This is a genomic window from Alteromonas aestuariivivens (assembly GCF_003367475.1).
Taxonomy (GTDB): Bacteria; Pseudomonadota; Gammaproteobacteria; order Enterobacterales; family Alteromonadaceae; genus Alteromonas; species Alteromonas aestuariivivens.
In genome coordinates this window covers 1-20,648 of sequence record NZ_QRHA01000015.1, presented here as the reverse complement: position 1 = coordinate 20,648, position 20,648 = coordinate 1, and the positions used below count along the sequence as shown (strand labels likewise).

22 protein-coding genes are annotated in these 20,648 nt (G+C 49.7%); 14 read left to right on the top strand and 8 right to left on the bottom strand.

Translation table 11 applies throughout. The features are described from left to right. Window positions 1-2 precede the first annotated feature (2 nt). The 10 genes from DXV75_RS15925 (at window position 3) to DXV75_RS15880 (ending at window position 8,203) form a co-directional block, all read left to right on the top strand. Window positions 3-1,205, top strand: a complete 1,203-nt coding sequence (locus DXV75_RS15925) for an NADH:ubiquinone reductase (Na(+)-transporting) subunit B (protein WP_115594421.1) — start codon at window positions 3-5, stop codon at window positions 1,203-1,205. Beyond that, entirely contained in the window at window positions 1,195-1,959 is a 765-nt protein-coding gene (locus DXV75_RS15920) for a Na(+)-translocating NADH-quinone reductase subunit C (RefSeq protein ID WP_115594420.1), read from the top strand. Before DXV75_RS15925 ends, DXV75_RS15920 begins: the two co-directional genes overlap by 11 nt. Before the next feature lie 12 nt (window positions 1,960-1,971). Then, window positions 1,972-2,604, top strand: coding sequence for an NADH:ubiquinone reductase (Na(+)-transporting) subunit D (locus DXV75_RS15915; protein WP_115594419.1), 633 nt, complete (start codon window positions 1,972-1,974; stop codon window positions 2,602-2,604). A gap of 3 nt (window positions 2,605-2,607) precedes the next feature. Further along, the gene (gene nqrE / locus DXV75_RS15910; protein ID WP_115594418.1) at window positions 2,608-3,216 is read left to right on the top strand and encodes an NADH:ubiquinone reductase (Na(+)-transporting) subunit E; all 609 of its coding nucleotides are present in this window, start codon (window positions 2,608-2,610) and stop codon (window positions 3,214-3,216) included. A 23-nt stretch (window positions 3,217-3,239) separates the two neighbouring features. Beyond that, on the top strand, window positions 3,240-4,472 hold the full coding sequence (gene nqrF / locus DXV75_RS15905; protein ID WP_115594417.1) for an NADH:ubiquinone reductase (Na(+)-transporting) subunit F: 1,233 nt from the start codon (window positions 3,240-3,242) through the stop codon (window positions 4,470-4,472). Window positions 4,473-4,542: 70 nt separating this feature from the next. Next, window positions 4,543-5,559 (top strand): FAD:protein FMN transferase, encoded by a 1,017-nt coding sequence (locus DXV75_RS15900; protein ID WP_425451719.1) that lies wholly within the window; start codon window positions 4,543-4,545, stop codon window positions 5,557-5,559. 9 nt (window positions 5,560-5,568) lie between these two features. Continuing rightward, on the top strand, window positions 5,569-5,802 hold the full coding sequence (gene nqrM / locus DXV75_RS15895; protein ID WP_115594416.1) for a (Na+)-NQR maturation NqrM: 234 nt from the start codon (window positions 5,569-5,571) through the stop codon (window positions 5,800-5,802). A gap of 138 nt (window positions 5,803-5,940) precedes the next feature. Then, window positions 5,941-7,035: a DNA polymerase IV gene (gene dinB / locus DXV75_RS15890; protein WP_115594415.1), complete on the top strand. Its 1,095-nt coding sequence runs from the start codon at window positions 5,941-5,943 to the stop codon at window positions 7,033-7,035. Window positions 7,036-7,039: 4 nt separating this feature from the next. Next, the gene (locus DXV75_RS15885) at window positions 7,040-7,270 is read left to right on the top strand and encodes a DUF1653 domain-containing protein (RefSeq protein WP_115594414.1); all 231 of its coding nucleotides are present in this window, start codon (window positions 7,040-7,042) and stop codon (window positions 7,268-7,270) included. 75 nt (window positions 7,271-7,345) lie between these two features. Continuing rightward, window positions 7,346-8,203 carry an MBL fold metallo-hydrolase gene (locus tag DXV75_RS15880; protein ID WP_425451718.1) on the top strand — a complete coding sequence of 286 codons (858 nt, stop codon included), beginning with the start codon at window positions 7,346-7,348 and terminating at the stop codon, window positions 8,201-8,203. A gap of 42 nt (window positions 8,204-8,245) precedes the next feature. Here DXV75_RS15880 and DXV75_RS15875 read toward each other — a convergent pair whose 3' ends face one another. The 5 genes from DXV75_RS15875 to DXV75_RS15855 form a co-directional block, all read right to left on the bottom strand. Further along, window positions 8,246-9,907: an amidohydrolase gene (locus DXV75_RS15875; RefSeq protein WP_115594412.1), complete on the bottom strand. Its 1,662-nt coding sequence runs from the start codon at window positions 9,905-9,907 to the stop codon at window positions 8,246-8,248. Next, window positions 9,904-10,917: a serine/threonine dehydratase gene (locus DXV75_RS15870; RefSeq protein WP_115594411.1), complete on the bottom strand. Its 1,014-nt coding sequence runs from the start codon at window positions 10,915-10,917 to the stop codon at window positions 9,904-9,906. Before DXV75_RS15870 ends, DXV75_RS15875 begins: the two co-directional genes overlap by 4 nt. 161 nt (window positions 10,918-11,078) lie before the next feature. Continuing rightward, window positions 11,079-12,644: an arylsulfatase gene (locus DXV75_RS15865; protein ID WP_115594410.1), complete on the bottom strand. Its 1,566-nt coding sequence runs from the start codon at window positions 12,642-12,644 to the stop codon at window positions 11,079-11,081. Window positions 12,645-12,741: 97 nt separating this feature from the next. Next, window positions 12,742-13,716 carry an HAD family hydrolase gene (locus DXV75_RS15860; RefSeq protein ID WP_115594409.1) on the bottom strand — a complete coding sequence of 325 codons (975 nt, stop codon included), beginning with the start codon at window positions 13,714-13,716 and terminating at the stop codon, window positions 12,742-12,744. A 111-nt stretch (window positions 13,717-13,827) separates the two neighbouring features. Continuing rightward, window positions 13,828-16,035 carry a S9 family peptidase gene (locus DXV75_RS15855; RefSeq protein WP_115594408.1) on the bottom strand — a complete coding sequence of 736 codons (2,208 nt, stop codon included), beginning with the start codon at window positions 16,033-16,035 and terminating at the stop codon, window positions 13,828-13,830. Window positions 16,036-16,095: 60 nt separating this feature from the next. Here DXV75_RS15855 and DXV75_RS15850 point away from each other — a divergent pair, with 60 nt between their 5' ends. The 3 genes from DXV75_RS15850 (at window position 16,096) to DXV75_RS15840 (ending at window position 17,935) form a co-directional block, all read left to right on the top strand. Then, window positions 16,096-16,725, top strand: a complete 630-nt coding sequence (locus tag DXV75_RS15850; protein WP_115594407.1) for an NAD(P)H-binding protein — start codon at window positions 16,096-16,098, stop codon at window positions 16,723-16,725. A gap of 69 nt (window positions 16,726-16,794) precedes the next feature. Next, complete coding sequence (locus DXV75_RS15845; protein WP_115594406.1) at window positions 16,795-17,466, top strand: tRNA1(Val) (adenine(37)-N6)-methyltransferase; 672 nt, start codon at window positions 16,795-16,797, stop codon at window positions 17,464-17,466. A 109-nt stretch (window positions 17,467-17,575) separates the two neighbouring features. After that, entirely contained in the window at window positions 17,576-17,935 is a 360-nt protein-coding gene (locus DXV75_RS15840; protein ID WP_115594405.1) for a hypothetical protein, read from the top strand. 72 nt (window positions 17,936-18,007) lie between these two features. On the opposite strand, the gene DXV75_RS15835 is transcribed toward DXV75_RS15840, so the two are convergent. From DXV75_RS15835 to DXV75_RS15820, 3 genes are all read right to left on the bottom strand, one after another. Further along, window positions 18,008-18,412: an ExbD/TolR family protein gene (locus tag DXV75_RS15835; RefSeq protein WP_115594404.1), complete on the bottom strand. Its 405-nt coding sequence runs from the start codon at window positions 18,410-18,412 to the stop codon at window positions 18,008-18,010. A gap of 141 nt (window positions 18,413-18,553) precedes the next feature. After that, complete coding sequence (locus DXV75_RS15830; RefSeq protein WP_181898453.1) at window positions 18,554-19,036, bottom strand: LPD1 domain-containing protein; 483 nt, start codon at window positions 19,034-19,036, stop codon at window positions 18,554-18,556. Between the two features lie 660 nt (window positions 19,037-19,696). After that, complete coding sequence (locus DXV75_RS15820) at window positions 19,697-20,302, bottom strand: hypothetical protein (protein WP_115594402.1); 606 nt, start codon at window positions 20,300-20,302, stop codon at window positions 19,697-19,699. Window positions 20,303-20,529: 227 nt separating this feature from the next. On the opposite strand from DXV75_RS15820, the gene DXV75_RS15815 reads away from it, so the two are divergent. Next, window positions 20,530-20,648: helix-turn-helix domain-containing protein (locus tag DXV75_RS15815; protein ID WP_147291845.1), on the top strand; the 119-nt coding region annotated here is incomplete at its 3' end.

The window sequence follows — 20,648 nt, the reverse complement described above, 5'->3', positions numbered from 1 at the left end:
TCATGGGTTTGAAAGCGTATTTGGAAAAAATCGAACCGAATTTCGAGCCGGGTGGTAAATACGAGAAGTGGTATGCGCTGTACGAAGCCGCTGCAACCATTTTCTATACCCCGGGTAAAGTTAACAAAGTCGGTACTCACGTGCGTGACAGCATCGACCTGAAACGCATCATGATCATGGTGTGGATGGCGACTTTTCCGGCCATGTTCTTTGGTATGTACAATATTGGTCTTCAGGCGCAGGACGCCATCGTTGCCGGAGCGGGCACTCTGCCTGACAGCTGGCAGGCTGGCTTGTTCACAGCCCTGGGCGGTGACCTGGCCAATGCTGGTGGCCTTGGGCTGTTTTTCTACGGCGCCTGTTTCTGGTTGCCCATTTATGCGGTTACGTTTGTGGTCGGTGGCTTCTGGGAAGTACTGTTTGCTTCTGTGCGTAAGCACGAAGTGAATGAAGGTTTCTTCGTAACGTCGGTACTGTTTGCCCTGACCTTGCCTGCCACCATCCCGTTGTGGCAAGTTGCACTGGGGATTACCTTTGGTGTGGTTATCGCCAAGGAAGTATTTGGCGGAACCGGGCGTAACTTCCTCAATCCGGCTCTGGCCGGGCGTGCGTTCCTGTATTTTGCTTATCCGGCACAGATTTCCGGTGATCAGGTATGGGTAGCCGCAGATGGTTATTCTGGTGCGACGTCTTTGAGCCAGGCTGCTACTGGTAGCTTTGACTACTCCAACACGGCTCAATGGTGGGATGCGTTCTATGGTTTCCTGCCAGGCTCAGCCGGCGAAGTATCCACACTTGCCATCATGATTGGTGGCCTGTTCATTATTTACATGCGCATTGCCAGCTGGCGTATTGTCGCCGGTGTTGCTTTGGGCGTGGCTATCTTTGCAACCTTGCTGAATTTGATTGGAAGCGACACTAACCCCATGTTTGCTATGCCTGCGCACTGGCACTTTGTTGTGGGTGGCCTGGCGTTTGCGATGTTCTTCATGGCAACTGACCCGGTTTCTGCCGCTTTTACAAACAAAGGTAAATGGGCGTTCGGTATCTTCATCGGATTTATGACAGTGTTGATTCGTGTCCTGAACCCTGCTTTCCCTGAAGGCGTAATGTTGGCGATTTTGTTTGCCAACCTGTGGGCACCACTGTTCGACTACTTTGTCGCTCAAAGCAATATTAAACGGAGGGTTGCCCGTGTCGGCTAAGAAAGAATCGTTTGGAAAAACCGTCGGCGTAGTCGTTGCCGTCTGTTTGGTCTGTTCTATCGTGGTTTCCAGTGCTGCGGTTGGTCTTCGCTCTCTGCAGCAGACCAACGCGGAATTGGATAAGAAAACCAACATTCTGACTGCGGCCGGCCTCTTCGAAGCTGGCATGAGCAACAGTCAGATTGAAGAAGCTTACGAAAACAATATCGCTCCGCGCTTTGTTAACCTGCAAAGCGGCGAGTTTGTTGACGCGCCTTCTAAAGACTACGACATGTACAAAGCGGCCAAGAATCCTGAAATGAGCACCAAGCTGGAAGGGAGCAATGTTGGCTTCCAGCGTGTGCCTGACGTAGCCAGCGTATACCTGGTGAGCGACAAGCAAGGTAACATCACCCGTCTGATTCTGCCGGTACACGGTAGCGGACTGTGGGATCTGATGTATGGCTTCCTGGCGCTGGATGCAGATGGCCAGACCGTTAAGGAACTGATCTATTACCAGCAGAAGGAAACTCCTGGGCTGGGCGGTGAAGTTCAGAACCCTGCCTGGCAGGAAAAGTGGGACGGCAAGAAACTTTACGAAAATGGTGAAGTGGCCATTCACGTTAAGAAAAACGCTGACCCAGCCAATCCGCACACTGTTGACGCCCTTTCCGGCGCTACGCTTACCAGTAATGGCGTAGAAAACACCATCCGTTTCTGGACCGGTGAACAGGGTTTCGGGCCTTTCCTGAAAAAACAAGCATGGCGTTCTTAAAGGGGTAATATCGTGGCAGATACCAAAGAAATGAAAAAGGTCCTCTTCGGACCGGTTCTTGATAACAACCCGATCGCCCTGCAAGTGTTGGGGATTTGTTCCGCACTGGCGATCACTACCAAGCTGGAAACCGCTCTGGTTATGGCCCTGGCTCTGACCAGCGTAACCGCGTTTTCCAACCTGTTTATATCCCTGATTCGGAATCAGATCCCATCCAGCGTGCGGATCATCATACAGATGACCATTATCGCTTCACTGGTAATTGTGGTGGATCAGATTCTGAAAGCTTATTCCTATGAGATTTCCAAGCAGCTCTCGGTGTTTGTTGGTCTTATCATCACCAACTGTATCGTGATGGGCCGCGCAGAAGCCTACGCAATGAAGTCTCCACCACTGATGAGCTTCCTGGACGGTATCGGTAACGGCCTTGGATATTCATTTATCCTGGTGTGTATCGGCACTATCAAGGAACTGTTCGGTTTCGGTACCATTTTGGGCTTCGAAATCCTGCCACTGGTACAAAATGGTGGCTGGTATCAGGGCAACGGCCTGTTGATCCTGCCGTTTAGCTCATTCTTCCTGATTGGTGGCATGGTGTGGTTGATCCGTACCTTCCGTCCGGAACAAGTTGAGCCTAAGGAGTAAGTGATGGAACATTATTTGTCATTATTTGTGCGCTCGATTTTTATCGAGAACATGGCACTGTCTTTGTTCCTGGGAATGTGTACGTTCCTGGCGGTATCAAAGAAAATCAAAACTGCTATGGGGCTGGGTGCTGCGGTTATCGTAGTACTTGGTATTTCCGTACCGGTTAACCAGGTAATCTACGTAAACATTCTGGCACCCGGGGCGCTGGCCTGGGCGGGTTTCCCGGATGCTGACCTGAGCTTCCTGAACTTCCTGACCTTCATTGGTGTTATTGCAGCGCTGGTGCAGATCCTGGAGATGAGCCTGGATAAATTCTTCCCGGCTTTGTACAACGCATTGGGGATCTTCCTCCCACTGATCACGGTAAACTGTGCCATCTTCGGTGGTGTGGCCTTTGCCGTGCAGCGTGAGTACAACTTTACAGAGAGCATCGTTTACGGTGTTGGCAGTGGCATGGGTTGGGCTTTGGCAATTGTATTGCTGGCCGCCGTGCGTGAGAAACTCAAGTATGCGGACATGCCGGACGGTATCCGTGGTCTGGGTTCGGTGTTTATGATCGCCGGCCTGATGGCATTGGGCTTCCAGTCATTCACTGGTATTCAACTGTAATCCAGCACGGGAGCATAATTTAAATGAGTCAGATAGAAATCTTTTTGGGCGTAGGCATGTTCATTGTGATCGTGTTGGCCCTGGTATTCATCATCATGTTCGCCAAGTCGAAGCTGGTGCCTTCTGGTGATGTACGAATTACAATCAACAACGACCCTGAAAAAGCCATTACCACCTCTCCTGGTGGCAAGTTGCTGGGTGCGTTGGCCGATGCGGGAATCTTTGTATCCTCTGCCTGTGGCGGTGGTGGTTCATGCGGCCAGTGCCGGGTGGACGTTAAGTCCGGTGGTGGCGAAATTCTGCCAACCGAACTTGACCACATAACCAAACGCGAAGCGCGTTCTGGCTGTCGTCTGTCCTGTCAGGTGGCCGTCAAGCAGGACATGGACATCGAATTGCCTGAGGAAGTATTCGGTATCAAGAAATGGGATTGTGAAGTTATCTCTAACGATAATAAAGCAACTTTCATTAAAGAACTGAAACTGAAAATTCCAAATGGCGAAAGCGTGCCTTTCCGTGCCGGTGGTTACATTCAGATTGAAGCTCCACCACATCACGTAAAATATAAGGATTTTGATATCCCGGCTGAATACCGTGGTGACTGGGAGCGCTTTGGCTTCTTCAACCTGGAGTCCAAGGTTGACGATGAAACCATACGTGCCTATTCCATGGCTAACTACCCGGAAGAAGAAGGCATTATTATGCTGAACGTGCGTATTGCTACGCCGCCGCCGAATAATCTGAGCCTGCCTTGCGGTAAGATGTCTTCGTACATCTGGAGCCTCAAAGAAGGTGATAAGGCAACCATTTCCGGTCCGTTTGGTGAATTCTTTGCCAAAGATACCGACGCTGAAATGGTGTTCATTGGTGGTGGTGCGGGTATGGCGCCAATGCGCTCGCACATCTTCGACCAACTGCGTCGAATCAAAACCGATCGTAAAATCTCGTTCTGGTACGGTGCCCGTTCACTGCGCGAAATGTTCTACGTAGAAGATTTCGATATGCTGGCTGAGGAAAACGAAAACTTCGAGTGGCACGTTGCCTTGTCGGATCCGCAACCGGAAGACAACTGGGAAGGATACACCGGGTTTATCCACAACGTATTGCTTGAGAACTATCTGAAGGACCACCCGGCTCCGGAAGACTGTGAATTCTACATGTGTGGACCACCGATGATGAACGCTGCCGTTATCAATATGCTCAAAGACTTGGGTGTAGAAGATGACAACATCCTGCTGGATGATTTTGGTGGCTAATTACTGAAGCTGTAGAAAAGGGGGGCGGAAGGCCCCCCTTTTGGTATTTGGTAAATAAGAGAAAGTATCAATGATGCACCAATTCAGAATGGCTTTTTTGTTCGCCATCGTGTTTGTGGCCGGGTGTGGTCAACCTGATACACCGGTCATCCACCTCAGCGGGCCAACCATGGGAACCACCTACAACATAAAGTACGTGGTGGAGCAGGGTCAACCGATTGCCGACCTTCAAAGCCAAGTTGACGCGCGACTGGTGGAAATTAATAAGCTGATGTCAACTTACGACACTACGTCAGAGTTGTCACGGTTCAATCAGTACCGTTATACCAACCCCTTTCCGGTTTCTGCACAAACCCGCGCCGTCGTGCAGGAAGCTCTGCGACTGGGGCAGCTCAGCCATCAGGTTCTCGATGTTACCGTCGGTCCGTTGGTTAATCTGTGGGGGTTTGGGCCTACCAAGCGCCCTGAAAAGATACCCACACAGGACCAGATTGAAGCAGTACGAGGTTACGTAGGGCTCGACAAGCTTGCCGTTGACGACAACGCACTGGTTAAGTCCCATCCGATGCTGTACGTGGATTTATCTACCATTGCAAAAGGTTACGGTGTTGATCAGGTTGCCGAAGTTCTGGAGGCCAATGGCCTGCATGACTATCTGGTAGAAATTGGCGGCGAGATGCGGGTTAAAGGTGTCAGGGGAGATGGCCAGGCCTGGCTGATAGCGATTGAAAAGCCGGTTTCTGACCAGCGCGCGGTGCAGAAGGTTGTGTCGATTGGCACTAATGCCATCGCCACTTCTGGTGATTACCGCAATTTTTACGAACAGGATGGCGTACGCTATTCTCACCTTATTGATCCTCGCACCGGCATGCCGATTCAGCATAATGTTGTGTCTGTGACCGTGGTGCATCCGTCTTCGATGACTGCTGATGGTCTGGCTACGGCATTCAATGTGATGGGATGGGAAGACGGCATTGCACTGGCTGAACAACAGGAACTTGCGGTATTCATGATCCGTAAGACGGGCGATGGATTTGAAGAATACGCTTCACCTGAATTTGAAGCGCAAGTAGAAGTACATAATTAAGAGGTCACTATGTCGACATTTCTTCTGGCATTTGGTTTTTTCCTGCTGATGGTGCTTGCCATGGCGGTAGGCTATCTGGTTCAGCGCAAATCCATTTCAGGCAGTTGTGGAGGCCTGGGGGCACTGGGCATCGAAAAAGCGTGTGATTGCCCTGAGCCCTGTGATCGTAAAAAGGCACGCATGGAGAGAGAAGCGGCGCGCCAGAAAAAGCTCGCTGAGTGGAAAGAAAACCAGATCCTCTGATACCTCATTGCCGCTCCTGCCAAGGTAGGGGCGGTTTTCCCGCGAATTATTCAGTTTAACCCGGCTGCACGCATTACCGAGTAGGCTTTTAGCCCGAATAATGTAAAATACTGGTTATGTGTACAGTTGTGCTAAGCCATGCGTAAAATCATTCATGTCGACATGGATTGCTTCTATGCTGCGGTGGAGATGCGAGATGACCCTGGTCTGACCCATCTGCCCATAGCCATAGGGGGCAGTTCCGAGCGTCGTGGAGTGATCTCCACCTGCAATTATCCAGCGCGAAAGTTCGGTGTGCGTTCCGCCATGGCGACCGCTTACGCAAAACGTCTATGCCCGGATTTGGTGTTGCTGAAAGGGCGTATGGATGTGTACGTGCAGGAATCCCGAAAAATTCGCTCTATTTTTGAGCGTTACACCTCTGTGATTGAGCCCCTGTCACTGGATGAAGCGTATCTGGATGTAACCCATTCCAACTGGTTTGGTGGCAGTGCAACGCTTATTGCAGAAGATATTCGACGCTGCATCAAAGAAGAACTGAATCTCACGGCATCGGCAGGTGTTGCGCCCTGTAAGTTTGTTGCCAAGGTGGCGAGTGATGAAAACAAACCCGATGGTTTGTGCGTGATAACGCCAGACAAACTGGATGGGTTTGTGCGTAAAATGCCACTGGAGAAAATTCCCGGTGTGGGGCAGGTCACCATACAAAAGCTGCATCGAATGGGCTTGCAGCGCTGCGAAGATGTGCGGGATTATCCTCTGGAGCGGCTGCAAAAAGCGTTCGGTAAATTCGGTGCAGTTTTATGGAACCGTGCTCACGGTATTGACGAACGACCGGTAAATACTCACCACGAGCGCAAGTCGATAGGGGTTGAACGCACGCTCAGTGAAGACATTCATTCGCTGGAGGAATGTGTGGCGATGGTAGCGGAGTTGCTGCCCAAGCTCAATGAACGTGCAGAGCGACATCTGCAGCGGCATGGAGACGGCAGGGAACTGCGAATTCGATCGCAGGGCGTGAAACTCAAGTTTCAGGATTTTCAGCTCACCACCGTGGAGCATCGTCAATCCAGTCTCATTGAAAGCTACTTCACTGAACTAATGCAGGAGGCTTTTGAACGCAGCAATGGCAGGGGCATTCGGTTAGTGGGTGTGCATATTGGTCTTGAAAACGAAGCTCAGGCTACCATGAACTCAGTGGTCCAGTTGAAGCTTCCCCTGGAGGAGAGTTAAGTAAATGAAATACGAGTTGAAAACAGGCTTTTATCGTCATTACAAAGGGAATTTTTACGAGGTTTTGGGGGTAGCTACCCATTCGGAGGATGAATCGAAGCTGGTGGTGTACCGGCCCTGTTACGGCGATCGGGCCCTGTGGGTGCGACCGTTGTCGATGTTCGGTGAATACGTTGAGGTGGAGGGGCAATCCGTTCCGCGTTTTGACTATACAGGCGATACAGAACCAAAATAACCCCATGGTAACGCTGATCTTTTTGCTTCTATGGTTCATAGTGTAAACCTGAATGTTTTAGAACGGGGAAACACAGTGCAAAAGTTTAAAGTGATCAGTGCGTTGGGCCTTGGCCTTTTGTTCGCATGCGCCACACAGGCACAAATGCAATTTGACGATGTTGATATAACCGATACACCCCTTAGGGGATCTGTGCACATGTTGCAGGGAATGGGGGGGAATATTGGCGTTTCAGCCGGCAAGGATGGCATTCTGATTATTGATGATCAGTTCGAACCCCTGGCGGAAAAAATCTCCGCCGCACTGGATGAACTGGGAAGTGGCGGCCCCAGATACATCATTAATACCCACTACCATGGCGATCATACCGGTGGGAATGCCCATTTTCACACTCACAAAGGCAGTACCATTTTCGCTCACGAAAATGTTCGCATCCGGCTGGCCAGTGACGACTCTGTTGATGAGGCTGCACTGCCGGTAGTGACCTATGAAGACGGCATTAAACTGCATTTCAACGGTGAAACCCTGCATGTTATGCACTTGCCTTCAGCTCACACCGACGGTGACAGCGTGGTGTGGTTTGAGCAATCCAACATTTTGCATACCGGTGATCTGCTGTTCAATGGATTGTTTCCGTTCATTGATTTGTCAGCCGGGGGAAGCGTTAGCGGTTACATTGAATCGGTGAAGAGCCTGCTTGAGAAGGTGGATGAAAACACCATGATCATTTCCGGTCACGGGCCTATCGCCAACAAAAAGCAGTATGAAAGCAATCTGGCCATGATCGAAGAAACCTATGCGTACGTTCAGGCGCAAAAAGCAGCCGGGAAATCTCTGGATGCGGTCATTCAGGAAGGGCTGGATGAAAAGTGGAAAGACTGGTCCTGGAGTTTTATTTCTGAAGAGAAGTGGATTTCGACTTTGTATCAGTAAAGTATAAGGCGAGGCGGTTTTGCCGCCTCGCGCTTGTTTTCTTTAAGGCTGTGCAGAGTATACCTGTTGTCCGGCCACCCAGGTTTGTAAAACCCGCGTTTTCCAGATGTCTTGTGCCTCAATGGCAAAGATATCCTGATCTAGCAGAATGAAATCTGCCCATTTGCCGGGCATCAGAGAACCCAGCGTATCCTCACTGTGGGCAGCATAAGCTGCATCCAGCGTGAACCCACGAAACGCCTGCTCCAGAGTCAAAGCCTCTTCTGGGTACCATCCTTTAACTGGCTGGTTGTTTCTGTCCTGGCGCGTTACCGCCGCATGCAAACCGTAAAACGGATTGGCCAGCTCAACCGGAAAGTCTGAACCCAGCGGAATGGCGATTCCGGACTGATGCAGTGTTTGCCAAGCATAGGCGCCTTTCATGCGTGCTTTGCCCAAGCGGGCTTCCGCCATATTTTTATCGCTGGTTGCGTGGGTAGGCTGCATGGAGGGCAGTATTTTGAGTTCGGCAAAACGCTCCAGGTCGTCCGGGGTGATCACCTGGGCATGTTCAATACGGTTACGCAACGCCTGGCCACCCAGTTTGGCGAAGGTTTGCGCAAACTGATCCAGTGCAAGATGGTTGGCTTTGTCACCAATGGCGTGGAAATTCAACTGGAAGCCAGAGCCAATGATGTGATTGAAAAGTGGCCCGAACTGGTCCGGCTGAGTGAGCATAAGGCCGTGCTGTTCCGGGGCATCGGAATAGGGTTCCAGCAGCGCAGCTCCGCGACTGCCCAAGGCCCCATCACCATAGGCCTTCACACTGCGAATATTGATAAAGTCGTCGAGGCTTCGGATCCGGCCCAAATTGAGCATTTTGTCCAGATCCGGGTCGGTGGCACTGATCATGGCATAAATGCGAATGGGGAGCTTCTTTTCTGCCGCCATTGCCAGATAGAAATCGTAGAGACTGCGCTCAACGCCTGCGTCGTGCATTGCGGTGATCCCTACTGAAAGCAGGTGCTGTCCAGCGGCTTCCAATTGCGCGGCGTACTGCTCTGTTGTGGTTGTTGGCAAATGCTGTTCAACCAACTCCATTGCGTTGTCAATCAGCACCCCTGTGGGATTGCCATCGCTATCGCGTAAAATTTGCCCACCCTGTGGGTCGGGAGTGTCTTTGGTTATCCCTGCAATTTTAAGGGCCCTGGTGTTGGCCCAGCCTGCATGACCGTCTACCCGGCGCAGCCATACCGGGCGGCTTGGTTCGGCTTCGTCTAACTGGCTTGCGTTGGGAAAGGCTTTGTCCGGCCATAATTCCTGATTCCAGCCCCGCCCGGTAACCCATTGTTGCTGGGAATTGGCAAAAACATAGTCAGCCACCATACGGGCGGCATCTCTGGCACTGGCACTTTCCCGTACGTCTACTTGCAGCAGATTCTTACCCAGACCCATCAGGTGGCCGTGGGCATCAATCAGCCCTGGCAACATGGTGCGCTGTTTGCCGTCAATTCGCACAAGGTTGGAATCCGGAAGTGATTTCGGGTCCAGAGCTGATACTTTTCCAGCCTCAACAAGCAGACTGCTGAAGCGAACCAAATCGCCGTCGGCGTTCAGAGTGTAACCGTTGACGTTTTCAACCAGCACAGCCTGGTCTGCCAGCGCCCTGAGGCTCCACAGGCTGCAAAACTGTGCGCAAAAACAAATAATTATGATGCGTCTCATTGTGAGTCCCTTTTACTGATAATGGGGGGGTGTAATAAGTAGTCGTGCTGCCATATTCGAGCCATGCTGGCCTGGCTGATGTTGCCTCCTGACAAGATCACCAGTGCGGTTTGCCCAGGGGGGGTATTCTGGGCCCAGGCTGCGACAGCTGCCATACTCATTGCTGAAGTGGGTTCCACGTGCAGTTTTAGCAGATGCTGCAACCATTGAGTCCAGTAGGCTATCTGAGCTTCTTCAACTTCATAGAAATCGTCCAGTTGCTGCAGCAGCGGAAAGGTGAAGTTACCCACGCTGGGCGTGGCGGCACCATCTGCCAGGGTGTCAGCCGGGCCGGGCAAACATTCAATCCTGCCTGACTGAAGTGAGCGAGCAGCGTCATTGGCATTCAGCGGCTCTGCGCCAATCACTTTGGCATTGGCCAAGGTAGCCCGGGTAGCCAGGAGCGCACCGGAAAGCAATCCGCCACCACCACAAGGCGCAAAGACCGCATCTACTTCACCGGCATCCTGAATGGCTTCGAGCGTGGCGGTGCCTTGGCCGGCAATGATGTCAGGATGGTTATAGGGGGGGATCCAAACCGTACCGGCCTCTTCTGCGGCGACTTTTACCGCATCGTCTGCTTCGGTGCGGGTGGGAAACAGCGACAATTCAGCACCATACATTTGGGTGGCGGCGGCTTTGACTACCGATATGGATTCCGTTGAATAAATAGTGGCAGGAATGTTGAACAGACTGGCAGCATACGCCACGGCCTGGGCGTGGTTACCGGAACTGTTGGCCACAATGCGTTGTGGCAGCTCGCCTTTGTCCTGCAAGTGGCAAAGAAAATTGGTTGCGCCCCTGAGTTTGAAAGCCCCGGTAGTTTGCAGGCATTCGGCCTTGAACAAAACACGTTGCCCCAGCCAGCGATTAAGCAATCCTGATTCCAGAATAGGTGTTCGCTGAACTTTGCCTATCAGGCGCAGCGAGGCAGCGTGGACGTCGTCGAAAGTTGCGGCGGAGCGAGTCACAGTACATCCTTCTGAATTGAATAAAGATTTTCGTACTGTACCATCGAATCGGGTTGGCAGCCTACCTCAATCGCGGGAATGAGGTAGGTGCTTCGGAAGTTAACTGGCTCCCCAAATGAGGTAAATTTTATCCTCCATGGAGAGTGTTGAACCCAATTGCTCTATGGCGTTCCGGCTGGCTTCTGAAGCATTTCCATTACCTGCTCGACTGAGAAGCTGGCTGCTTTCTGGCGTGGTGGGTATTCCTTGAAGCTTTCAAGAAAATTGCCTACGTAAGCCTGAGCGGGTACCAGCAAAAAGGCTCGGTCCAGCAGCCAGTCATAGTAGGTATTTGAAGTGAGTTCGGCTTTTTCGTAAGGGTCCCGGCGCAGATTGAATATTAGTGGCACACGAAGTGGAACGAAGGGCTCCATCCATACGCGGAAGGTGCCGGTTGCCTTTTGCTCCATGAATATCGCCTTCCAGTCGTTGTAGCGCAGGGCGGTAAGGTCGCCATCGTCAGAAAAATAAAAAATTTCGTGCCTGGGGCCCTCAGTGATTTGGCCAGTCAGGTATGGAAGAAAGTTGTACCCATCCAAATGTACTTTATATCGGCGGCTGATGGCTCGATGGCCGGAAAGCAATTTGTCTTTTACATCAGGTTCGCCTGCTGCGGCCAGAAAGGTGGGCAGCCAGTCCATGTGATGCATAATTTCATTGGAAACTGAGCCTGCGGCAATCTTGCCAGGCCAGCGCACCATCGCAGGTACCCGCCAGCCACCTTCCCAGTTGGTGTTTTTTTCGCCGCGAAATGGCGTGGAGGCGGCATCGGGCCAGGTGTTGTAGTGCGGGCCATTGTCGGTGGAATAAAAAACAATGGTATTTTCGGCAATGCCCAGTTCATCCAGTTTGTTAAGGAACTGCCCGATGTGGCCGTCGTGTTCTATCATTCCACAGGTATATTCGTCAGCGTGTGGGTACTGCGCCTTACACTGAGCCATTTTTTGCTCAGAGACATGGGTTCTGAAGTGCATTCGCGTGCCGCTCCACCACACAAAGAAGGGCTTGTCAGCTTCATGGGCCCGTTCAATGAAGTCGATAGCCCGGTTAGCGGTGTCGTCGTCAACCGTCTCCATACGTTTTTTGGTTAGCGGGCCGGTGTCTTCAATTTTGCCTTCTGCGGAAGCGTCAATCACTCCTCTTGGGCCAAATTTCTTAAGGAATTCCGGATTCTTGGGGTAGTCCTCATTTTCCGGTTCTTCCTCGGCGTTGAGGTGATAAAGATTTCCGTAAAACTCGTCAAAACCATGGTTAGTGGGAAGATGCTCGTCTTTGTCGCCCAAGTGGTTTTTACCGAACTGGCCGGTCATGTAGCCGTGATTCTTCAACAGGCCGGCAATGGTCGGGTCTTCTTCCTGCATCCCCAGTTCGGCACCGGGTAAGCCCACTTTGGACAGGCCAGTACGAAAAACTGACTGCCCCATGATAAAGGAGGCTCGCCCGGCAGTGCAGCTTTGCTCTCCGTAGTAGTCGGTAAAAATCATGCCTTCCCGGGCGATTCGGTCAATATTGGGGGTTTTGTAGCCCATCATCCCCATGGTGTAGGCACTGATGTTGGATTGTCCGACATCGTCACCCCAGATAACCAGAATATTGGGTTTGTCTGCGGCCAGAGATGAGCCACACATCATCGCACTCATCAGTAATATACCTCTTACCCACAAGCGGGCGAGTTTGGATTTCAACATGAATGGATTCCTTGGATTAGAATGCCCCGTAATATGTGGGGCTATTGATGAAACAGAACGATTATCCTCAGCCCTCCTGTGGGATGCGGCTGAACTGTCACGGACGTTCCGGGTATACGGTTTTCCAGTCCTTTTTCATATCAACGACCAGCCAGCCATTGGCATGAGCATCCTGCAGCCCTTGCTTGAGCTCCCCGATATGACTGGGGGAGTCGTAGGCAAATTCACGCTCCTCATCGGTGTGATGGATAAGCAGGCCAAAGGACGGAGAATCAGAAGTTGTCCATTGCAACATTTGGTAGTCACCGTCGGAATTGCCGGCTGCAAAGATGGGTTTTTTACCGATGTGCGTGTCTATGCCAATGGGTTTGCCCGGCCCGTCATCCACAAACAGCACATTTTCGGTTTTAACAATGATTGGGGTCCCGTCCATCACTTCATAGGTTACATTGCCCCGGCTGCCAACAACCTGTTGAGGGGGAAGCCCGTAGCGCTGCTCAGCAAAGGCGCGCAAAAAATGCAGGCCGCCGCCAGACACGATGTACACAGTGAAATCATTGCTTTCGAGGTAGTCCACCAATTCCTGCATAGGCTGATAAACCATGTCATAGAAGCGCAAACCAGTAGTGGGGTGGATTGCCGAGTTCAGCCACTGACGCACTTCACGCTGGAATTCGGAAACGCTCAGATTGGCGTGGGACTGATTGATGATTTCCTGCAGTGCGGGTACGCCGCCTGCAAGAGCGGTTTTCAGATCGCCTTCAATGGCCGCCTTTAATACCGGCGAGCTTAGTAGTGAAGGGTCGTCCTTTGCACGCTCCTTGAGTTTGTCCAGCGCATACTGCAGTTGAAAGTACATAGGCTGCTCGCTCCATAAGGTACCGTCGTTGTCAAAAACGGCAATACGATCCTCTGGGGGCACAAAGTCGGGCTTGCTGCTGTCTGTTACGGAGGCTACAAAACTCACGATGGCCTGGCGGCTTTCGCCATCCTGCCAGGATGGCAATGGGGCGCTATAGCAGGAGAAAACGCCAGACATCAGGAGTAAAAAGATTGTGTACTTGCGAAGCATAACCGTATCCCTTTAAACAGGCATTAGCAAGCGTAGCGCAAATTGACGGGATTGCAGTGACAATAAACAACGGGTTTGAGCATTGTGCCCAAACTCGTTGTTTAATTGAGATTATTTCTCCGGATGCAGATTGCGATCGAAGAAATTGGTAATGGTATGGTACAGGTGAATACCGGTTTGTTTACCGCGGATACTGTGCTTTTTACCTGGATAATCCATGGTTTCAAAAGGAATGGCCAGATCTTGCAGGTGCTTGTACAGCATGGTGCTGTGGGTAAACAACACGTTGTCGTCGGCCATTCCGTGGTAAATCAGCAGCGGGCCTTTCAAGTCTTTGGCATACGGGAATACTGATGAAGCCGTGTAGGCGGCATCGTCAGTTTTTGGGTTACCCATGTAGCGCTCGGTGTAATGGGTGTCGTACAGTCGCCAGTCGGTTACCGGGGCACCGGAAACGCCTGCTTTGAAATAATCTCCGGCTTTGAACATGGTCATCAGCGTCATGTAACCGCCGTAACTGTGGCCGTGTACGCCCACGCGCTCAGCGTCAACGTACGGCAGGGTGCGCAGGAATTTAACTCCTTCCACCTGGTCGTCCACCTCAACCGTCCCCATTTGTTTATAAATTGGGTCTTCAAAACCTTTGCCCCGGTAGTTGGAGCCGCGATTGTCGAGGCTGAAGACGACGTAGCCTTTCTTAACCCAGTACTGCATAAGTAAACCGCGGTTTCCGTACCAGCTGTTGGTGACAACCTGGGCGTGAGGGCCACCGTAAAGGAACACAATCGCCGGGTGTTTCCTGGTCAGGTTTTCAGGCTTGTACAGACGGTATTTCAGGTCTACACCGTCTTTTGTTGTAATGGTACCAAACTCGGGTTTGGTCCAGTCGGCAAGATAGGGCGTGAGTGGATGTGAGCCATCCAGTCTGTTTTCTTCCAGCCATGTGATTTGTTTGCCGTCTGCCTGATGAAGGCTGACCTGAGTCGGGGTGTTGATGGTTGAGAAGCTGTCGACATAAATTGAGGCATCTGCGCTGAAGGTGACTCTGTGGTAACCGTCACGCTGTGAAATTCGCTGAATTTTTCCACCTTGCAGTGCAACCTGGTATAGATGGCTTTCAAGTGGAGTATCTTTACGACCTGAGAAATAGACAACGCCACGGGCTTTGTCCACCGCTTTGATACTGTCGACTACCCAATCTCCCGACGTTAACTGGCGCTCCAGTGTGCCATCGTTGTTATAGAGATAAAGGTGTTTAAACCCACTGCGTTCTGACGCCCAGATAAACTGGTTGCTGTCAGCCAGGAAAGTCAGGTCGTTGTGCAGGTTAACCCAGGTGTTACTGGATTCATTCAGCAGCAGGGTCTGTTCTGCATTGGCCACGTTAAAGGCTCTGAGTTCCAGGGTCTGCTGGTCACGGGTTTGCCATTGATAGGTAAAGGTTTCGCTGTCTGGCATCCAGTTTCCGCGGGCAAAATAGATGTCCTGGTTAGCACCCATGTCCACCCAGGTATTTTTCCCTGATTCAATGTTGTGAATGGCCAGTTCAACCTTGACGTTTGGCGTACCGGCTTTGGGGTATTTTTGCTCGATCAGTTTGATCTCATCGGCGTAAATTTCCGAGCGGGTAATCACTTCTACTGGTGTTTCATCAATTTTGGTAAACGCAATCTGCGCTTCATCGGGTGACCACCAGTACCCGGTCATGCGGCCCATTTCTTCCTGGGCAACAAATTCGGCCATTCCGTATTTTATATTGCCGCCGCCATCGCTCGTGATGGCCTGCTCTTTACCGCTGGCAATATGTTTAATGTAAAGGTTTTGGTCTCGAATAAACGAGATATAATTACCCTTGGGAGAAAGTTTGATGTCGGTTTCAAACGCCTCGGTGTTCAGCAATTGCTGTGCTCCTGGCGTACCCAGCCTGTGGTAGTAAACGTCGCCGCCAAGTGGAAACAGCAGTGCCTGACCATCGTTGGACCACAGATAGCTGACGATTCCGGTGCCGGAAAGTCTCATGCGCTCGCGACGCGCTTTTTCTTCGTCCGACAATTGCTCGTCACCACTTTGTAGATCATTGGAATCAAACAATAACCGGGTTTCACCGGATGGGATGTGATACTCCCAAAGATCCAGACGTTCATAGTCGGTCTGCTTGCCTTTTAGAAAGGTAACTCGCTTTCCATCTGGCGATACCTTTAGGCTTCTTGGGGCATTGCCGTCAAGTGATGGAGAGGCAAATATGCGTTCTATGGTCAGGTCCTGAGCCTGAATTACGGTACTGAGCATTAGGGCTCCGAATAGAATGACTTTTTTCATTTTTATCTGTATTTCTGTCTGTGGAAAGCCGATTGTAGTGATTACAGAGGATGACGCAAGGTGACAAGCAATAAAACTGCACTAGTTTTGGGCGCAACCGGGCTGGTTGGGCGGGCACTCGTTCGTTGTCTGCTGCTTGACCCAAGGTATGTGCAGATTACCTGCCTGGTGCGCAGGCCAATTCCTTTTGCTTTTTTCAGTGACCCTTTGAAAAAGCTCACTCCGGTGGTTATTGATTTCGAAAATTTGCAGGACTATCAGGGGTATTTCAACGTTGACCATGTTTATTGCTGCCTTGGTACTACGTTGAAAAAGGCAGGAAACAAAGAGGCATTCCGTAAAGTCGATTTTGAATACGTACACGTTTGTGCCCAATTGGCGCGAGCTCAACGGTGCCAGGGGTTTGTTTGGATATCGTCGGTTGGTGCGGATGCCAACAGCAATAATTTCTATCTGCGGGTAAAGGGGCAGCTTGAAAATGCCATAATGTCCATGCCACAACTTCAGCATGCGGCCGCGGTTCGGCCTTCATTATTACTAGGTAAGCGAGAGGAAAAACGGCCTTTGGAGCAATTCGGGCAGTATGTTGCTCCTGTGGTTGGCATGTTTATGCCTGGCCCGCTGGCAAAATTCAAACCGGTCAGTGCGGTTGAAGTGGCTAACCAGATGGTACGTTTGCAGCATTTTTAATTCAGGAGTAAATCGGTGTCTGCGGGGTTTCGTTGCAAGCAGTTTTATGTCGCGCACGACAGGTGTGCGATGAAGGTGAATACCGACAGCTTGATTTTGGGCAGCTGGGTAGAGCCAATGCTGGCTGCGAGAGCGCTGGACATAGGTACCGGAAGCGGATTGCTGGCGCTGATGCTGGCTCAGAAGCTGGATCACGATTGTGAGATTGACGGTATTGAAATTGATCCGCAGGCAGCGGGCCAGGCGAAGGAAAATATGCAGGCCTCTCCGTGGGGCAGACGTCTTAGGGTGATCTCTGGCGCAGTGCAAGAGTATCACCCAAGCGTACCTTACAACCTGATCATCTCAAATCCACCCTATTTTGCGATGCCAAACGGTTCCACACAGGCATATCAGCAACAGACCATAGAGCGGAAAACCGCACGGCAGGCGACGGGGTTATCCGCTATTGAGTTGTTCTCGTGGGTAAGTAATCACTTATCTCAAGATGGCTTTTTTTATTGTCTCTACCCGTATGGGCGTGTGGAGGAGGTTGTTCAGGTTGCACAGTCAAACGGGTTGAATGTAAAGCGAGTATTACACATTCACAGTCAGCCAGAAAAGGAGCCCCATGTCAGCGCTCTGCAGTTTGGCTTTGGCAATTATCAGGTGGCAATGGAAAACTTGTTTATTCACTCGCAATCAACAACTTACAGCGAAAATTTTCGGCGTTTGTGTGCAAGCTATTATTTGAACTTTTAAGCGTTCCTCTAAGCCCTGGTAGGAAGTTCAGGTGGTAGGGCTTGTTTTTGAGCATTGACTCAGCAATAGTGGGTATGAGGGCACTGTTTCCAGCGGAGGAAAACGCACTATGCAAATATCCAACATACCGCAAAGCATTCAGCCTTATGTACACAATCGCATCTTGCAGCCTTTTGTGTGGCAGGATATTGAGTGGCGGGTACCTTATTACCAAGTTTATGCCAAATTGGAGAATCCGGTGTCAGACCGGGTTATCTACTATAAGCAGCAAAAAATTGCCGTGCTCGAGCTGGGGCGTTATGAAGTGCCGTTGTTCGATCCTTGCCATGGGGGCATTGTTGAAATGCCTGCTCATGCCGTTGTGTTGAGTATCTGTAAGGGAAATCGGTTCGGTTTGTTTGCTTATCCGGCCCAGGCTCTGTTGCCACTGGTCTTTGAGCCGTGGGGCGAATCGGAGAAAATCAGGTAGTCATTTTTTCTTTTACCTGCTGATGTAAAAAAACCGCCAGAAAGGCGGTTTTTTCAATATTGGTGTAACAGACTAGCTTTTCACCAGTACCGACACTTTTTCAATGCCGGCAATTTTCACCTGGTTCATTACTTCCACCACGATACCGTGTTCGGTATCTTCATCTGCCTGAATAGCCGCAGAGTCGGTGTTGTTTTCAGCCAGGAAGGTCTGCGCGTTCGCAACAACCCGGCGAATATCAACTTCACGGCCACCCATGGTGATAACACCTTGGGCGTCAATCCTGATAGACAGGGATTTTGACGGCTGATTGGTCTGTGGGTTGTTGTTATCCGGACGGTTTACATCCAGACCTTTTTCTTTCACAAAAGAAGTGGTAACAATGAAGAAGATCAACATGATGAACACAATGTCCAACATGGGCGTCATGTCAATTTGAGCCTCGTCATCGGCCGATGTATGTTTTTTTCTTTTCATCTCGTATTCTTTCTTCTCTTAAATTCGAGCTCACCAGTATACCTTCTGTCACAAAAATGGACAGCATTTTGTACAAACTGGCACTATTTGTAACACTTGTTGGTGGCTAATTGACCAAACGTCAATGCGATGGTTCGCCGCTCAGCGCTTTTTCTTTTCTAATGCACTACCCAGCTGATAAAAATACAACATTAACGCCTGGTTAAGTTGTTTACGCAAATTACCATGAGGATAAATGCCAAGTCTAGCCTCTGTCGACATTTTAGTTCCCTGAACCAAAAACGCGTTCTTAAGAGCGTTATCCTGAATGCAGGCTTCGAATGCCCGGGCGGCCATTTCCTGAGGCATGGCATAATAATACATTTTCAACGCCCGATCAGCTTCGATTGAGCGCTTGAGATAAGCGCTGGGTGTATTTTCCTGGTTGAGGAACATCATTCTGAAGCATTCGCACAGCTGTTGGTTCAACGGGTGTTCGTCTGCAGGGATGTCGTCCAGCCAGGCCTGTGATGCAAAGCTGCCCGCAGCGGCCGTGGGAAATACTTTGGCTGCAATATAATGGTCAAAACTGTGGCATATATATACACCACTTTTTTGTATCTTCTGAGTGTATAATTGATACATGACCAGTCAATAAGGATGTTGTGCTTATTACTTCTGAGTTGCTTAGATACAAAAAAATGGAATACAAAAATTTACAGATATCGTTAGTTACAGAGAAATAGCAAAAACTGTAGAGAATACAAAAAACACTATTTTATTAAGGCTTTTTATGGGGTAAGGATGTAAGCATGTATTGAACGCTTAAGTTATCACCACCCGTAATATTTAATGGGATTGACAATAGCCCTACACTTTTCAATCAAGTCCGTCTGTAACATGTCGTGAATCGCGTGTAAGAGCCAGAAAGATGAGTTTCTAATTTGGAAGAGCGTGAGAAAAAACATGCTGAAATAGTCAATCCCTGTTTTTGCGACTAAATCTTCAGAAAGGATGTTATACGCATTTGTGAGATTCTTAGCAGTATGTAATAGGAACAAAGAAGATTTCAGATTCTGAAAAATTGAATTATTCACATTCGGCCTTTGTAAATATGAGCTTTTATTTACAGAAGAGTAGATTGACAGAACATATAACGCTTTTGTATCCGTGGTCCCAGGCGCAGTATTAGAGAACGAACGGACCGTTAAATCCAAGGTTCTTTCGTCAACACTGAATTTTGATTTTGCGCCGTTGTAAAAGTTTTTTGTTCCATTAACTTCGTATCTAGTTTAAAAGAAAAGACTATCTATGTGCCTTTACACTCTCTTCTAGCAGCGTTTTAGCGGCGCGGCTGATATTGAAATGGGAGTCACATATAAAAGCTCGATACTTCAAGTCTATCTGCTTTGGTTTGAGATAGGATTTTAGCTTCTGACTAAACCCCATCTGGTTAACGTACTGGCTTCTGATAGTGTTCCTAAGATTACGCTTCGCTTGGGTAATTCCTTTTATAGGGTTAATGCTGACAAATTTGTTATTGAGAACTTGATCTTCGTACTTATCATCGAGAAATGAGGTCGACACGTCTTCGCTTTTAGCAAACGTGTGCCAAATATTTCTACTTTTGTGAACAACATAATCTTGTCGTTCTTTTGCATACTTAAAAGATGGAGCAATGCCCTTAGAACCAGCTAAATCCATTAATACTTTGTATATAGTAGGCCCATAGCCTTGTTTGGCTGTGACATTTTCAACGTGCCATGCCCTAGCCATTGTTACTTTAATAGCGGCGATCACTTGCCCATTTAACACAAAGGCAATTACTGGAAACTCGGGCTTATTTAATGCCAAGGAAGGTTGCTTAAAGTAAGTGAACAAAGAAATGTTATCAATATCCTTTAACGCCAACGGTGTGCTCCTTTGTCAGTTTATAAAGGTGGTGAAACGTATTGTATTTGTAAATTAAATATCGCTTAAAGATGTGTCCATTTTTACTGGATCAGATCAATAATTTCAGATTCTGAAAAATGCCCCGAATTCAGATAATAAGTGCACCACTCATGGTTAAACGGTGAGGAGAGATCAACTGCCTGTTGGTGGTACTCTGTAATCGCCAAAAAACAAGATTAGCTACCATGAGTTACAAGCAGTTGATCGAGGGACAACGATACCAGATAGAGGCCTACTTACGCGAGGGTTTCAGTTATCGGGAAATAGGAAAGCGACTGGGGAAAAGTCATAGCACTATCAGTCG

What these genes read in the sequence shown, in the direction of transcription:
- DXV75_RS15865 (WP_115594410.1), bottom strand. Translation starts at nt 12,644, where the DNA reads ATGTTGAAATCCAAACTCGCCCGCTTGTGGGTAAGAGGTATATTACTG.
- DXV75_RS15875 (WP_115594412.1), bottom strand. Translation starts at nt 9,907, where the DNA reads ATGAGACGCATCATAATTATTTGTTTTTGCGCACAGTTTTGCAGCCTG.
- DXV75_RS15885 (WP_115594414.1), top strand. Translation starts at nt 7,040, where the DNA reads ATGAAATACGAGTTGAAAACAGGCTTTTATCGTCATTACAAAGGGAAT.
- nqrE (WP_115594418.1), top strand. Translation starts at nt 2,608, where the DNA reads ATGGAACATTATTTGTCATTATTTGTGCGCTCGATTTTTATCGAGAAC.
- dinB (WP_115594415.1), top strand. Translation starts at nt 5,941, where the DNA reads ATGCGTAAAATCATTCATGTCGACATGGATTGCTTCTATGCTGCGGTG.
- DXV75_RS15845 (WP_115594406.1), top strand. Translation starts at nt 16,795, where the DNA reads ATGAAGGTGAATACCGACAGCTTGATTTTGGGCAGCTGGGTAGAGCCA.
- DXV75_RS15925 (WP_115594421.1), top strand. Translation starts at nt 3, where the DNA reads ATGGGTTTGAAAGCGTATTTGGAAAAAATCGAACCGAATTTCGAGCCG.
- DXV75_RS15835 (WP_115594404.1), bottom strand. Translation starts at nt 18,412, where the DNA reads ATGAAAAGAAAAAAACATACATCGGCCGATGACGAGGCTCAAATTGAC.
- DXV75_RS15900 (WP_425451719.1), top strand. Translation starts at nt 4,543, where the DNA reads ATGATGCACCAATTCAGAATGGCTTTTTTGTTCGCCATCGTGTTTGTG.
- DXV75_RS15860 (WP_115594409.1), bottom strand. Translation starts at nt 13,716, where the DNA reads ATGCTTCGCAAGTACACAATCTTTTTACTCCTGATGTCTGGCGTTTTC.
- DXV75_RS15830 (WP_181898453.1), bottom strand. Translation starts at nt 19,036, where the DNA reads ATGTATCAATTATACACTCAGAAGATACAAAAAAGTGGTGTATATATA.
- nqrM (WP_115594416.1), top strand. Translation starts at nt 5,569, where the DNA reads ATGTCGACATTTCTTCTGGCATTTGGTTTTTTCCTGCTGATGGTGCTT.
- DXV75_RS15840 (WP_115594405.1), top strand. Translation starts at nt 17,576, where the DNA reads ATGCAAATATCCAACATACCGCAAAGCATTCAGCCTTATGTACACAAT.
- nqrF (WP_115594417.1), top strand. Translation starts at nt 3,240, where the DNA reads ATGAGTCAGATAGAAATCTTTTTGGGCGTAGGCATGTTCATTGTGATC.
- DXV75_RS15855 (WP_115594408.1), bottom strand. Translation starts at nt 16,035, where the DNA reads ATGAAAAAAGTCATTCTATTCGGAGCCCTAATGCTCAGTACCGTAATT.